Here is a 12775-nt window from a genome sequence, read left to right as displayed (position 1 = left end):
TCAGGCGACAGACGGGGAGGGAAAACGCGGGGATCGGGCGGGGGATCAGGCCCACCAGGGCTTGTCGCCGTTGCGGAAGTCCGTTTCGGTCCACTGGCTCAAGAACACGGTGTCGTTCTCAACCGACACGTGGGCCAGGGCCAGGGAGAGCGGGGCGGGGCCGCGCACCACCTTGCCGGTGGCGTCGTACTGCGAGCCGTGGCAGGGGCACATGAACTTGTTGGCGCCGCTGTTCCAGGGCACCACGCAGCCCAGGTGGGTGCAGATGGCGTTGATGCCGTAGCTGCCGATGGCGTCGCTGCCTTCGACGATCAGATAGGTGGGGTCGCCCTTGAGGCCCTGCACCAGGCTGCGATCGCCTTCCTTGTGGGTGCTGAGCCAGCCGCTGGCGGTGACGGTGTTGCCCAGTTCATCCTTGGCGGTGGTGCCACCGCCGCCGCCGGCTGCCTTGGGGGGGATGAAGTAGCGGGCCACGGGATAGAGGGCACCCAGGGCGACGCCAGTCACCGACCCGAAGGTCAGCAGGTTCATGAATTGCCGACGACCCATTCCGGGCACGTCTCCAGTGGAAGCGCTCGCTGGCATCTGGGTCATGAAGACGCGCCGGGACAATGTGGCGCCCATTATGAACCTTGCCTGCGCGGCCCCGGGGCCCGCTCGCCAGGGTGCGCCTGGGCCTGCAACATGCTGTTGTGCAATCCGTCGTGTGCGCCCCGGCGTGTCCCTGCCCTCCAGCGCCCTGCCACCCTCCGCCGATGACGGCGCACCCCTGTTGGCCCAGGAGCTCTGGGACCTGCTGCAGGAGCGCTGGCAGGCCTCCTACGACCTGCAACTGGTGCAGCGCCGCGGCCGGATGTATCTGCAGGTGATGTGGGCCTACCTGGAGCAGCAATCCTTTCCCCTCAGTGAGGAGGGCTACCGCAACAAGCTGGAGGAGCTGGTGGGGTTGCTCAACGGGCTGGGGGTGGCGGCCCAGGTGCGCAGCTGGCTCCGCACCACCAGCGACAAGCCGCGGCTGGGCAAGGCCATGGGGCTGGCCCTGGAGATTCCCGCTGGCCGGGCCAGTGAATTCCTGCTTTAGGCGGGCCGCTTCAGGCTGGACGCAGCCGCTCGGTGAAGGCCACCAGCGCCACGCCCACCAGGTAGAGGGCCGTGATGGCCCCGGAGAGCAGCAGCATCGTCACCGGGTCGGTGGACGGGGTGAGCACGGCGCCGGCCAGGGCGCTGGCCAGCACCACCCAGCGCCAGCCGGCCAGCATCGGCTTGGCCTTCACCAGCCCAAGGGCGCCGAGCAGCAGCTGCAGCACCGGCAGCTGGAAGGCCAGGGCGGTGGCCACCATCAGCAGCAGCACGAAGTCGAGGTAGCGCTCGATCGACCAGCTCGGCTCCACCACATCGGCGCCGTAGCTGACCAGAAAGCGCAGGGCCGCTGGCACCAGGGCCCACCAGGCGAAGGCCAGCCCGGCGGCGAACAGCACCGCCGAGCCCGCCACCGCGGGAGCCACCAGGCGCCGTTCGCGGCGGGTGAGGCCCGGCAGCACGAAGCAGAGCCCTTCGTAGAGCACATAGGGCAGGGCCAGGGTGAGGCCGGCGTAGCCCGCCACCTTCAGCGACACAAACAAAAACTCCCCGGGGGCCAGCTGCAGGAAGCGAATGCCCTCGGCCGGCATCTCCAGCAGGCGCACCAGCGGCTTCACCGCCGCCAGGCAGACCGCCGCCGCCACCACCACCGCCAGCAGGCTGCGCAGCACCCGCCGGCGCAGCTCCTCGAGGTGGTCCACCAGGCTCATCTCGACTTCGTCAGGGAAGTCGTTGTCGGGTTTGTCTCCAGCACCGGAGGGGGCAGGCACCCGGATCGGCGGTGGCGGCGCAAGGGGCGGTGGCGCCAGGGGTGGCTCGGTGGTGGTGGAGTCGGGTTCGGCGCTCATGGTCGCTGCTCTGGCAAAAGGCTAAGAGCGCGTTGCGGCTCGCCCCAGAGCACGGTGCCGCCGCGATGTCGCACCGTACCGGGAGCGGCGCCTGGAATGCGTTGCAGCTCCTCGGTGGGCACCATCACCACCGGCACGCGCCGGTTGCCCCGGCCGCGGCTGAAGTGGGCCGCCAGATCGGCAGCCGCCTGCAGATCGCCCTCACTGGCCTCCTGCTGCGAGCTTTTCAGCACCACGTGGCTGCCCGGCAGTTCCTGGGCGTGGAACCAGAGATCGCCGCGGCGGGCCTGGCGAAAAGCGATCCACTCGTTCTGGCGGTGGTTGCGCCCCACGTGCAGCGGCAGGCCCGAGGCGGTGTGGAGCTCCAGGGGCTGGGGTACCCCTTCGGTTGCGGGGCTGCGCCGCGCCTGGCGGTTGCCTGTCTGGACTCCGCCCCCCTGGCTCCCCCGACTGCGCTCCGCCAGCAGGGCTTCGAGTTCACCGGCCAGCTGCTCCACCTGCTCGAGGCTATCGGCCTGCTCGAGGTAGGTGAGGCTCGCTTCCAGCCAGGTCAGCCGCTGCTGGTGCAACTCGAGACGCGGGGTGATCGCCGCCACGGAGCGGCGGCGTTTGCGGGCGGTTTTGTACAGCTTCTGGGCCTCCTCGATGCACGCCCGGCCCGGCTGCCGTTGGCTGAGCAGGGCATCGGCACGCCGCTGCAGCGCCTCGCTTTCGGGCACGGCCGCCAGCAGGGCTTGCTGCTCCGCGGCCTGGCGGTGTTCTCGCTCGGCGGCGGCCTCGAGCCGGCGGCCCAGCTGCTGGCGCCGTTGCAGCAGCACCTGGGCCGTGAGGTGCTCGTCGATATAGGCCGCGAGGCCCTGGTTGACCGTCACCGTGGGCTCTATCGCGCCAGCTTTAGGTGCCCACCAGCAGCGGAAGCCCTCGGGCTCGAGCTTCCAGTCGAAGCGCTCGCTCTCGACGGCCTCCAGCCAGCCGCGCCAGGCCTGCCAGAGCTGCTGCCACTCGGGCGGGCTCAGCGTGTCCACGGGCCGCTCCCCCCAGCCGGTCGGCAGCAGTTGGCGCAGCAGGGCCGGGCTGATGCCCTGGTAGGCGCCGCGCAGGGCCTGCGCCAGGGGCACAGGCAGCAGCTTGAGCCGCCGCTGCCAGCTCTCGAAACCTTCCTCCAGCCGAGGCGGCTCGCCCGCCAGGGGCGGGGGCGGTTGGTAGGGGTCGCCGGTGCCGATCGGCCGCAGCCGCGACTGCTGCGGCTTCACCTGGCGCGCCAGGGCCACCACCTGGCGATCGCCATCAAGCAGCAGCAGGTTGCTGAAGCGCCCCATCAGTTCGGCCACCAACCAGCGCTGCACCGGGTCGCCGGGACGCCGGGCAAAGCCCAGCTCCACCACCCGCTCCCAGCCCTGCTGGCGGATCTCCACCAGGGCGAGGCCCCGCAGGCCGTGCTGGAGCTGTTGGGCCAGGGTGCTGCCATCGCCCTGGCGCGGCGGCGGTGGAATCGTGTGCAGCCGCGCTGCGTCCGCCTGCCAGCTGAGCTCGAGCCAGTGGATGCCGCTGAGGCTGCGCAGGCCGATCTGCAGGGCGTGGGGGCTGGCCTGCTGGGCCTTCTCGAAGCGGCTGGGCAGCAGCAAGGACCGCCATTCAGCCAGCACCGCCCGCAGGGTCGTCACGTCTAGTGCCTGAAGGCGGGAGCAGGCCATGGGCTTCGAGGCTGGCTTCTACTCTGCAGGCCAGAGCTGACGCCCGCCATGAGCGCCCCGCCCGGCCGCCTCACCCTGATCACCGGCCCCAGTGGCGTGGGCAAGGGCACCCTGGTGCAGCGGCTGCTGGCGCATCACCCGCAGATCTGGTTGTCGATCTCGGCCACCACCCGCTCCTCCCGGGCGGGGGAAGTGGAAGGCGAGCACTATTTCTTCCTGAGCCGCGAGGCCTTCGAGCAGCAGGTGGCTGAGGAAGGCTTTCTGGAGTGGGCTGAATTTGCCGGCAACCTCTACGGCACCCCCCGCCAACCGGTGGAGGCCCAGCTCGCTGCTGGCCGGCCCGTGCTGCTGGAGATCGAGCTGGAGGGCGCCCGCCAGGTGCGGCGCAGCTTTGCGGCCGGCTTTCAGATCTTTGTGGAGCCCCCCAGCTTTGCGGAGTTGGAGCGGCGCATCCGCGGCCGCGGCACCGACAGCGAGGAGGCCATCGGCCGGCGGCTCGAGCGGGCCCGGGTGGAGCTGGCGGCGGCGCCGGAATTTGATGCCGTGCTGGTCAACGGCGATCTGGATGCGGCCCTGGCGGAGCTGGAGCGGTTGATGGGTCTGGTGGGCTGAGCCACCGGGCAGCTGGACACGGTGATGTCACAGCAAAAAGCGGCCCTCCTGGGGCCGCTTGAGGGTTTTGCGGTGTTTCACGCCTCGTGAAACAAGCTGAGCGTTCAAAAACCAGAAGGTTCAAGACTCCCCAGGGTTGAACCTTCTCAGAGGGGGTGGAACAGCAGGTCGGGGAAGAAGCGGTTGAACTCGATCACGATCCCAGCGGTGACGGTGAACCAGATGGCTGCGAACACCGGAGCGGTGGTGAGGAACTTTTTCATGGCTGGACGTTGGGGAGGAAGGAAACCAGAGGAGGCGCTGTGGCTTGCTGCGTGCAGCGAGTGACGACGTTCAGCGAGGCGAAACCGTGACCTTGTCGTCGGATTCGAGCAGCTTGCCGCTGGTGAGCTCACCGAAGGCGGCCAGGGGCCAGGTGGCGGCGGCCAGGGTGCTCTTGAAGGCCAGGGGCAGATCGATCTGGATCTCCTTCATGGTGGCGTCCTTGTCACCGCGGATGGCGCGCAGGTAGTTGCGCCCAGCCCAGCCGATGCAACCGGCGATGTAGAGGAAGGCGATGCCCGGGATCATGAAGTCACCGGCGTGGTCCCAGCGACCGTCCACGATCAGGTGGGGCAGGCCATCGGTGCCGCACACGGCCTGGCTGTACATCGCAAAGCGGGCCTTGGCCTGATCGGTTTTGGCTCCGGCGGCACGCTGCTGGAAGCGGGCGTTTTCGGAGCACGGGGTCAGGCCTGCCACATCGGCCTTGGCCGCGGGAGCGAAGCCGAGGAGCAGGAAGGCGGAGAGCAGAACTGCGAACAGTCGGCGGGAAAAAAGACGGCGCATCAGACGCAAGGCCGCGGGGCAGGATGACACCACCGGACAGTACGGGAGCTGCTTAGGTCCAATGCCCACGGTTCTTGCCCTCGAAACAAGTTGTGACGAGTCAGCGGCAGCGATTGTGCGCGATCAGACGGTGCTCGCCAGCGCCGTGGCCTCCCAGGTGGAGGAGCACGCCCGCTGGGGTGGCGTGGTGCCGGAAATCGCCTCGCGGCGCCATGTGGAGGCCCTGCCCCAGTTGATCGAGCAGGTGTGCCGGCAGAGCGGTGTGGCCCTCGCGGAGCTCGATGGCATCGCCGCCACCGCTGCGCCCGGGTTGGTGGGGGCCCTGTTGGTGGCCTCGGTGACCGGCCGCACCCTGGCCCGCCTCCACGCCAAGCCCTTTGTGGCGGTGCATCACCTCGAGGGTCACCTCTGCTCGGTGCAGTTGGGCGAGCCGCTGCCGCCAGGGCCCTACCTGGTGCTGCTGGTGAGCGGTGGTCACACCGAGCTGTTGCGGGTGGATGGGCCGGGCCGCTACCAGCGCCTGGGCCGCAGCCACGACGACGCGGCTGGGGAGGCCTTCGACAAGGTGGCGCGGCTGCTGCGGCTGGGCTATCCGGGCGGTCCTGCGATCGAGGCGGCCGGTCGTGACGGCGACGCCAACCGCTTTGCCCTGCCCAAGGGCCGGGTGTCGCGGCCGGAGGGGGGCTACTACCCCTACGACTTCAGCTTCAGCGGCCTCAAGACGGCGATGCTGCGCCAGGTGCGGGCGCTCGAGGGCGTTCGGGATGCCGCCCCGGACGCCGCGCCTGAGCCCCTGCCCCTGGCCGACCTGGCGGCCAGCTTTGAGCAGGTGGTGGCGGAGGTGCTGGTGGAGCGCAGTTGCCGCTGCGCCCGCGAGCAGGGGCTGGCCACCCTGGTGCTGGTGGGCGGGGTGGCCGCCAACCGGCGGCTGCGGGCCCTGCTTGAGGCGCGCTGCCAGCGGGATGGCCTGGCCTGGCGGGTGGCGCCGCTGGCTTACTGCACCGACAACGCCGCCATGATCGGCGTGGCAGCGGCCCAGCGCCTGGCCGGCGGCCAGAGCAGCTGTCTCGACCTGGGTGTGGCGGCGCGGTTGCCGCTGGAGCAGGCGGATCGGCTGTACGAACGGCAACCTTGCTTTTAATGCCCGTAGGCTGGGAGCTCTGCGGGATTGGTGTGGCGCCATGACCCCCCTCGACAGTGAGCGCGATCCCCACGCCGTTGTTGAACACGACGTTGAACGGGTGACGCCGACCGAGCTCAACGCCTGGCGGCGAGGCTTCACGCCCCAGGCGGAGATCTGGAATGGCCGACTGGCCATGCTGGGCCTGTCGGTGGGCCTGTCGGTGTTGCTGGTGGCCCGGCTGGCGAGCCACTGACCGCACCCCATTTACGTGCGACCGCGCAGGGCCTGGGCCAGTTCATTGGGCTTGAGGCTTTGGGCGATGGCGTCTTCGGCGGTGACGCGGCCGTCTTCGACCAGTTGTTGCAGCGACTGATTGGCCGTCTGCATGCCATCGAAGCCGCTGCGCTTCATGATCTCCTCGATCTCGTCGAGCTCGCCTCGCTGGATGTAGTCCTTGCAGGCTTCGGTGTTGATCAGGATGTCGTGGAAGGCGGCCCGCTTGCCATCGGTGGTTTTCAGCAGCCCCTGGGCAATCACCCCCAGCAGCGATTCCGATACGGCCCGCCGCACGCTGTCCTGCTCATTGGGGGGAACCATGCCGAGCACCCGTTCCACCGTCTTGACAGCGGAGTTGGTGTGCAGGGTGCCGAACACCAGGTGACCCGTCTGGGAGGCCTCGATGGCGGTTGCCAGGGTTTCCTGGTCGCGGATTTCTCCGATCAGGATCACGTCGGGGTCCTCGCGCAGGGCGGCGCGTAGAGCGTTCTGGAACACCTTGGTGTGTTGGCCCACCTCCCGGTGGCGGATCAGCGACTGGCGGCTCTCGTGCACAAACTCCACCGGGTCCTCAATCGTGAGGATGTGGCGGCTCATGTTGCGGTTGATCCAATCGATCATCGCCGCGAGGGTGGTGCTCTTGCCGGAGCCGGTGGGGCCCGTCACCAGCACCATTCCCTTGGGCCGCGCTGCCAGCTCCTTGAGCACCGGCGGCAGGTTGAGATCTTCGAGGCTGGCGATCGTCTGGGGGATCAGCCGCAGCACCATCGCTGGGCCCCGCAGCGAATCCAGCAGGTTGATGCGCACCCGCACGAAGGGAAAGGCGTGGGAGCCGTCGAATTCCTTGTCGCGTTGGAAGGCGTCGATCTCGGCGGGGCTGAGCATCTCCCGCATCCAGCCGTTGAAGGTGGCCGCATCGGTGATCGGCCAGCCGGTGCCCGCTATCTCGCCGCGGGCCCGGTAGCGGGGCTCCTCGCCCACGCCCAGGTGCACGTCGGAGTAGCCCTTCTCGTTGGCGATCCGCACGATCTCAGCGAGGGCGCCGGGTTGGCTGCCGGTGTTGGCAGCAGCTGGGGTCGCGGCCGGGGGAAACGGAGAGGGAGGGAAGGGTGACGGGGGAAAGGGCGAAGTCGTCATCGGCGGCCACCTGGATCGCCCCAGCTTCGCCGCTGCAGCGGTTTCTGTCAGTCCCTGATCCCTCCCAGCAGCGTTCGTAGGATCCGCCTGTCTGCAGCGCTTTGGTGTCCAAGCCCCTTGTCACGATCGTGCTGGGCACCCGTCCGGAGGCCATCAAGCTGGCGCCGGTGATCCGGGCGTTTCAGCAGGCCGACGATTTCCGCACCCGGGTGGTGCTCACGGGCCAGCACCGGGAGATGGTGAGCCAGGTGATGGGGCTGTTCGGCCTGACGGCCGACCACGACCTGGCCCTGATGGCCCCCAAGCAGACCCTCACCCACATCACCTGCGGCGCCTTGCAGGGGTTGAAGGAGGAGTTCACCGCCCATCGGCCCGATCTGGTGCTGGTGCAGGGCGACACCACCACGGCTTTTGCCTCGGCCCTGGCGGCCTTCTACGAGCAGATCCCGGTGGGTCATGTGGAGGCCGGGCTGCGCACCGACAACCTGCTCGATCCCTTCCCCGAGGAGGCCAACCGTCGGTTGATCTCCCAGCTGGCCCAGCTGCACTTCGCTCCCACGCCCCTGTCGGCGGCCAATTGCCGCGCCTCGGGCGTGGTGGGCACGGTGCTCACCACCGGCAACACGGTGATCGATGCCCTGCTGCTGATGGCGGAGCAGGCGCCGCCCTACGTGCTGCCCGGCCTTGATTTCGCCACCCAGCGGGTGATCCTGGCGACGGTGCACCGACGCGAAAACTGGGGTGAGCGGCTGCAGCACATCGGCCGCGGCTTCCGCGAGCTGCTCGACCGCTACCCCGACACGGCCCTGCTGCTGCCGCTGCACCGCAACCCCACCGTGCGCGAGCCCCTGCAGGCCCTGCTCGGTGACCACCCCCGCGCCTTCCTGGTGGAGCCGCTCGACTACGACCAGCTGGTGGCGGCGATGCGTGGCGCCACCTTGGTGTTGAGCGATTCGGGCGGGTTGCAGGAGGAGGCGCCGTCGCTGGGCAAGCCTGTGCTGGTGCTGCGCCGCACCACCGAGCGGCCGGAGGCGGTGGAGGCCGGCACGGCCCGGCTGATCGGCACCGACAGCGCCGACATCGTGGCGGAAGCCAGCCGGCTGCTCGATGATCCCGCCGCCTACGAGGCCATGGCCCGGGCCCACAACCCCTTCGGCGACGGCCAGGCGTCGGGGCGAATTGTGGAGGCCGCCCGCACCTTCCTGGCCGGCTAGGGGCGCTTTTTGGCCCAGGGCGGCAGGTCGATGAACACCCGGGTGCCGCTCTTGAGGCCCGAGAGGATCTGGGTGTTTTTGCCGCTGCTGATGCCGAGCTCCACCGGTTGGAAGTTGGGCTGGTTGTTCTTGCCCACCAGCAGCACCCCCGGCCGGCCCGACTCGGTCACGATCGCCACGGTGGGCACGAGGGTGTCGGCCTGCACCTGGCCGGTCTGGAAGCCCACGTCGGCGGTCATGCCGATGCGCAGCTGGGCGGTGTCGCCCACCAGGCGCAGCACCACATCGAAGGAGGTGACGTTGTTGAGCTTCACCGCCCGGGGCGTGATGCGCTTGACCCGCGCTTCAAAACGCTGGTCGGGAAAGGCATCCACCCGCACCGTGGCGCTTTGGCCCAGCCGCACCCGGCCGATGTCGCTTTCGGGCACCTTGGCCACCACCTCGAGGCCCTGGGCCAGCTCCACGATCGAGGAGCTGGTGGCACCGGCGGTGGCCGAGGCGGTGGTGGTGGGGGTCACAAACGCGCCGGGATCGGCGAAGCGCTGGGTCACCACCCCATCGAAGGGGGCGCGCACGATCAGGTCGGCCTGCTCCACCCGGCGGGCGGCCAGACGCTGGCGGGCGGCCTGTTCGGCCGCTTGCTCTACCAGGAAGGTGCTGCGCACGCTGTTGTAGTCGCTGAGGCTGATGGCGTTCTGGCGGTAGAGCCGCTCGTTGCGTTCCAGCTCGCTGCGGCTGCGCACCAGCTGGGCCTGGGCGGAGCGCAGCTGAGCCTGGAGCTCGGCCAGCCGCTCGCCCAGGTCGCCGCGATCCATGCGTGCCAGGGCCTGGCCGCGGCGCACCGGATCGCCCTCCTCCACAAACAACTCCTCGATCACCCCCTGGCGTTTGGGGCTCACATTCACCCGCTTTTCCGCCTCCAATTCACCGCTGGCACTCACCACGCCGGGCAGGTTGCCCGATTCGGCCAGCACGGTGTAGGGGGCGAGATTGGCGTTGCCGGCGCTGCGTTGGCGCTGCACCACGGCGAGGCCAGTGACCAGCACCAGCCCCGCGGCCGCAGCCGCCCAAACGCGCCGTCGCTGCCAGCGCGGTCGAGGCGGCGGATTGGGGCTGGGGCTGGTGGCTGCTCCTGGAACCACGGACTGGCTGGGCACGGCCGGCGGTGGGATGAGGGTGGGAATCGGCCTGTGGGGCAGTGGCCTCCAGTTTCGCTGCTGGATGGCTTGACCTGCGGCCCGTAGATTTCAGCCATGCTCAAAGCCGGAATCGTCGGCCTGCCCAACGTGGGCAAGTCGACCCTGTTCAACGCCCTGGTGGCCAACGCCCAGGCCGAAGCCGCCAACTATCCCTTCTGCACGATCGAGCCCAACTCGGGCATTGTGTCGGTGCCGGATCCGCGCCTGCAGCAGCTCTCGGATCTGAGCCGCAGCAAAGAGATCATCCCCACCAAGGTGGAGTTTGTGGATATCGCCGGCCTGGTGAAGGGGGCCAGCCAGGGCGAGGGCCTGGGCAACAAGTTTTTGGCCAACATCCGCGAGGTGGACGCGATTGTGCACGTGGTGCGTTGCTTCGACAACGACGACGTGATCCATGTGAGCGGCTCGGTGGGCCCGGCCCGTGATGCCGAAGTGATCAACCTGGAGCTGGGCCTGGCCGATCTCTCCCAGGTGGAGAAGCGGCGCGAGCGCCTCAAGAAGCAGGTGCGCACCAGCAAGGAGGCGCAGGCAGAAGACGCGGCCCTGGAGCGCATCCAGGCTGTACTCGAGGCCGGCGGTGCGGCCCGCAGCGTGGCGCTCAGCGCTGAAGAGGCCTTGATGGTGAAGCCCCTGGGCCTGCTCACCGCCAAGCCGATCATCTACGCCACCAACGTGAGCGAAGACGATCTGGCCAGCGGCAATGCCTACTGCGAGGAGGTGGCGGCTCTGGCGGTGAAGGAGGGCGCCGGCACGGTGCGCATCTCGGCCCAGGTGGAAGCCGAGCTGATCGAGCTGCCGGAGGAGGATCGCGCCGAATTCCTCGCTGGCCTGGGGGTGGAGGAGGGCGGCCTGCAGAGCCTGATCCGCGCCACCTACGCCCTGCTAGGCCTGCGCACCTATTTCACCACCGGCGAGAAGGAAACCCGCGCCTGGACGATTCAGGCCGGCATGACCGCCCCCCAGGCGGCCGGCGTGATTCACACCGATTTCGAGCGCGGCTTCATCCGCGCGCAAACCATCGGCACCCAGCAGCTGCTGGAGGCCGGTTCGCTGGCCGAAGCCCGCAACAAGGGCTGGCTGCGGGCCGAGGGCAAGGAGTATGTGGTGGCCGAGGGCGACGTGATGGAGTTTCTGTTCAACGTGTGAGGTGCCTGGAGCTGGCGGGTTTTCTCACGTCGGAGATTCTGTACAGCTCCAGTCCCATCCCGTTCGGGTTCAGCCCTCCAGTCCCCGCCTCCGGGGTGCTCCAGAATGGCTGAAAGATGTTCTGTGGTGCCATGACGGATCCGGCCCAGCAACCCGCACCTCCCCACGGCACCTCCCCCGAGACGCAGCACGATTTCGACGTGCAGAAGGAGCTGCACCAGAAGATCCGCAACGATCCCGACTACGACGACTGGGAGTACGGCACCGAGCCCCTGCCCCACGAGGCCTGGGTGGCTAAGCAGACCCCCCAGGCGTCTCCTGAGCCGCCGGCCGCCGCCTGAGCCGCTTCACCAGGTTGAGCGCCGCCAGGCAGAGCAGGGTCATCACGATCCAGAGGCCGCCGGCGTGGCGCTGGGCATCGAGGGCCAGGCCGGCCAGCAGCGGCGCTGCCAGGGCGCTTAGGGCAAAGCACTGGGAAAACAGGGCCATGGCTAACCCCTGGTGCTCGCGTGGGCTGAGCTCGATCACCGCTTCGGTGGCAATCGGCAGGAAGGCTGCCGCCCCCAGGGCCAGCGGCAGCTGGGCCAGCAGCACCAGCCACAGGCCGAGGCTGCTCAGCGCCGAGAAGGCCAGCAGCACCGTGCCCGCCGCAAAGCAGGCCAGGCTGAGCCCCAGCCCATGGGCCACCGGCCGCTTCGCCAGGGCCTGACCCACCGGCCATTGGATCAGCACCAGCAGCCCCAGCTGCAGGCCGACCAGCAGCGCCCCCAGGCTCTCGGGCATCGCCGCCCGCTCCAGCCCACCACGCACAAGATCCAGCGGCAGAGCGCTCTGCATCAGCGCCGGCAGGGAGGTGGCGAGCAGGCTGATCGCCAGAACCGGCAGCAGCGGCGGCAGCCACTGGCGCCAGGGTGTTTGGTCGGCGGGATCGCCGCTGGGGGGGGTAGGCCGCGGCAGGGGCTGGCGCAGCAGCAGCACCACCACCGCCACCAGGCAGGCGATGTCCACCAGATAGATGCCCCGCAGCCGCCCGCCCGCCGCCAGCAGGGCTCCCAGCAGCGCTCCAGCGGCGATGCCGGCCGCATCGGCGCTGCGCGCCAACGCATAGCCCCGGGCCGACGGGATTGGCCGGGGCCCCATATGGCAGCCCAGCGGCACCGCCAGCTCGATCGCTGGCCAGTAGAGCCCAGCGGCGATGCCCAGCAGCAGTTGGCCCTGCACATAACCGCCAAAGGCGCTCGTGCCCAGCAGCCGAACGTCGCCCAGCAGCGCCGCGACGGCCGCCAGCAGCACCGGGACCGAGCAGGCCAGCCCCCGGTCCAGCAGCGCGCCGCTCAGAAACCGGCCCACCGTGCCCGCCAGGGCCGCCAGCGCCAGCCCCTGGGTTACCGCCTGGGCGCTGAAGGCCTCCTGGTGAAACACGATCGGCGTGAGATACAGCACGCCACCGGCCCCCAGCGAGGCCACCAGCCGCACCAGAGCCACCTCCCGCAGGGCCTTTGGAAACTGGGCCAGCCAGGACCGAAGGCTTGGGCTCAGGCGGTGGGGTGGGCTCAAGCAACAGGGCAGTCAGTTCGGGTGCAGTCTGCTGCCGCGGCCCGGAGGGAGGAGACTGGAG

The 12775-nt window shown here is 69.4% G+C and carries 15 protein-coding genes; 7 read left to right on the top strand and 8 right to left on the bottom strand.

What is annotated here, in order from left to right:
• Window positions 1-45 precede the first annotated feature (45 nt).
• Window positions 46-594, bottom strand: a complete 549-nt coding sequence (gene petC, locus KBY70_RS04130) for a cytochrome b6-f complex iron-sulfur subunit (RefSeq protein WP_094559732.1) — start codon at window positions 592-594, stop codon at window positions 46-48.
• A gap of 130 nt (window positions 595-724) precedes the next feature.
• On the opposite strand from petC, the gene KBY70_RS04125 reads away from it, so the two are divergent.
• A complete protein-coding gene (locus KBY70_RS04125; protein WP_233128511.1) occupies window positions 725-1081 on the top strand; it encodes a DUF3067 family protein in 357 nt (118 codons plus the stop codon).
• 10 nt (window positions 1082-1091) lie between these two features.
• Here KBY70_RS04125 and tatC read toward each other — a convergent pair whose 3' ends face one another.
• Window positions 1092-1928, bottom strand: a complete 837-nt coding sequence (gene tatC / locus KBY70_RS04120) for a twin-arginine translocase subunit TatC (protein WP_094559734.1) — start codon at window positions 1926-1928, stop codon at window positions 1092-1094.
• On the bottom strand, window positions 1925-3622 hold the full coding sequence (locus KBY70_RS04115) for an NFACT family protein (protein WP_254987505.1): 1698 nt from the start codon (window positions 3620-3622) through the stop codon (window positions 1925-1927). The genes tatC and KBY70_RS04115 overlap by 4 nt, the downstream gene beginning before the upstream one ends.
• Before the next feature lie 48 nt (window positions 3623-3670).
• Here KBY70_RS04115 and gmk point away from each other — a divergent pair, with 48 nt between their 5' ends.
• Window positions 3671-4234, top strand: coding sequence for a guanylate kinase (gene gmk, locus KBY70_RS04110; protein ID WP_254987504.1), 564 nt, complete (start codon window positions 3671-3673; stop codon window positions 4232-4234).
• A 146-nt stretch (window positions 4235-4380) separates the two neighbouring features.
• Here the strand turns inward: gmk and psaJ are convergent, their stop codons facing one another.
• The gene (gene psaJ, locus KBY70_RS04105) at window positions 4381-4497 is read right to left on the bottom strand and encodes a photosystem I reaction center subunit IX (protein WP_094559737.1); all 117 of its coding nucleotides are present in this window, start codon (window positions 4495-4497) and stop codon (window positions 4381-4383) included.
• Window positions 4498-4567: 70 nt separating this feature from the next.
• Complete coding sequence (locus tag KBY70_RS04100) at window positions 4568-5062, bottom strand: Photosystem I reaction center subunit III (protein ID WP_094559738.1); 495 nt, start codon at window positions 5060-5062, stop codon at window positions 4568-4570.
• Window positions 5063-5123: 61 nt separating this feature from the next.
• On the opposite strand from KBY70_RS04100, the gene tsaD reads away from it, so the two are divergent.
• Both tsaD and KBY70_RS04090 read left to right on the top strand, forming a co-directional pair.
• Window positions 5124-6203, top strand: coding sequence for a tRNA (adenosine(37)-N6)-threonylcarbamoyltransferase complex transferase subunit TsaD (tsaD, locus tag KBY70_RS04095; RefSeq protein ID WP_254987502.1), 1080 nt, complete (start codon window positions 5124-5126; stop codon window positions 6201-6203).
• Window positions 6204-6243: 40 nt separating this feature from the next.
• Window positions 6244-6438, top strand: a complete 195-nt coding sequence (locus tag KBY70_RS04090; protein WP_094559740.1) for a high light inducible protein — start codon at window positions 6244-6246, stop codon at window positions 6436-6438.
• An 11-nt stretch (window positions 6439-6449) separates the two neighbouring features.
• Here the strand turns inward: KBY70_RS04090 and KBY70_RS04085 are convergent, their stop codons facing one another.
• Window positions 6450-7598: a type IV pilus twitching motility protein PilT gene (locus tag KBY70_RS04085; RefSeq protein ID WP_254987501.1), complete on the bottom strand. Its 1149-nt coding sequence runs from the start codon at window positions 7596-7598 to the stop codon at window positions 6450-6452.
• A gap of 101 nt (window positions 7599-7699) precedes the next feature.
• Here KBY70_RS04085 and wecB point away from each other — a divergent pair, with 101 nt between their 5' ends.
• Window positions 7700-8812 (top strand): non-hydrolyzing UDP-N-acetylglucosamine 2-epimerase, encoded by a 1113-nt coding sequence (gene wecB / locus KBY70_RS04080; RefSeq protein ID WP_254987500.1) that lies wholly within the window; start codon window positions 7700-7702, stop codon window positions 8810-8812.
• Here wecB and KBY70_RS04075 read toward each other — a convergent pair.
• Window positions 8809-9969, bottom strand: a complete 1161-nt coding sequence (locus tag KBY70_RS04075; RefSeq protein ID WP_254987499.1) for an efflux RND transporter periplasmic adaptor subunit — start codon at window positions 9967-9969, stop codon at window positions 8809-8811. The two genes, wecB and KBY70_RS04075, sit on opposite strands and share 4 nt — an antisense overlap.
• A gap of 96 nt (window positions 9970-10065) precedes the next feature.
• Here KBY70_RS04075 and ychF point away from each other — a divergent pair, with 96 nt between their 5' ends.
• Together ychF and KBY70_RS04065 are read left to right on the top strand one after the other, a co-directional pair.
• The gene (gene ychF / locus KBY70_RS04070; protein WP_254987498.1) at window positions 10066-11157 is read left to right on the top strand and encodes a redox-regulated ATPase YchF; all 1092 of its coding nucleotides are present in this window, start codon (window positions 10066-10068) and stop codon (window positions 11155-11157) included.
• 131 nt (window positions 11158-11288) lie between these two features.
• A complete protein-coding gene (locus KBY70_RS04065) occupies window positions 11289-11498 on the top strand; it encodes a hypothetical protein (protein ID WP_254987497.1) in 210 nt (69 codons plus the stop codon).
• On the opposite strand, the gene KBY70_RS04060 is transcribed toward KBY70_RS04065, so the two are convergent.
• On the bottom strand, window positions 11452-12714 hold the full coding sequence (locus tag KBY70_RS04060; protein ID WP_261355932.1) for an MFS transporter: 1263 nt from the start codon (window positions 12712-12714) through the stop codon (window positions 11452-11454). The genes KBY70_RS04065 and KBY70_RS04060 overlap by 47 nt on opposite strands.
• Window positions 12715-12775: the final 61 nt, after the last annotated feature.

Source organism: Cyanobium sp. ATX 6E8 (genome assembly GCF_024346335.1).
Classification (GTDB): Bacteria; Cyanobacteriota; Cyanobacteriia; order PCC-6307; family Cyanobiaceae; genus Cyanobium_A.
Note: the sequence above shows the minus strand (reverse complement) of the source record. Positions and strands in the feature narration are given on the sequence as shown.

Bases quoted from the DNA above. Each gene is read 5' to 3' on its own strand.
- petC (WP_094559732.1), bottom strand. From the start codon at position 594: ATGACCCAGATGCCAGCGAGCGCTTCCACTGGAGACGTGCCCGGAATG.
- tatC (WP_094559734.1), bottom strand. From the start codon at position 1,928: ATGAGCGCCGAACCCGACTCCACCACCACCGAGCCACCCCTGGCGCCA.
- KBY70_RS04115 (WP_254987505.1), bottom strand. From the start codon at position 3,622: ATGGCCTGCTCCCGCCTTCAGGCACTAGACGTGACGACCCTGCGGGCG.
- gmk (WP_254987504.1), top strand. From the start codon at position 3,671: ATGAGCGCCCCGCCCGGCCGCCTCACCCTGATCACCGGCCCCAGTGGC.
- psaJ (WP_094559737.1), bottom strand. From the start codon at position 4,497: ATGAAAAAGTTCCTCACCACCGCTCCGGTGTTCGCAGCCATCTGGTTC.
- KBY70_RS04100 (WP_094559738.1), bottom strand. From the start codon at position 5,062: ATGCGCCGTCTTTTTTCCCGCCGACTGTTCGCAGTTCTGCTCTCCGCC.
- tsaD (WP_254987502.1), top strand. From the start codon at position 5,124: ATGCCCACGGTTCTTGCCCTCGAAACAAGTTGTGACGAGTCAGCGGCA.
- KBY70_RS04090 (WP_094559740.1), top strand. From the start codon at position 6,244: ATGACCCCCCTCGACAGTGAGCGCGATCCCCACGCCGTTGTTGAACAC.
- KBY70_RS04085 (WP_254987501.1), bottom strand. From the start codon at position 7,598: ATGACGACTTCGCCCTTTCCCCCGTCACCCTTCCCTCCCTCTCCGTTT.
- ychF (WP_254987498.1), top strand. From the start codon at position 10,066: ATGCTCAAAGCCGGAATCGTCGGCCTGCCCAACGTGGGCAAGTCGACC.
- KBY70_RS04065 (WP_254987497.1), top strand. From the start codon at position 11,289: ATGACGGATCCGGCCCAGCAACCCGCACCTCCCCACGGCACCTCCCCC.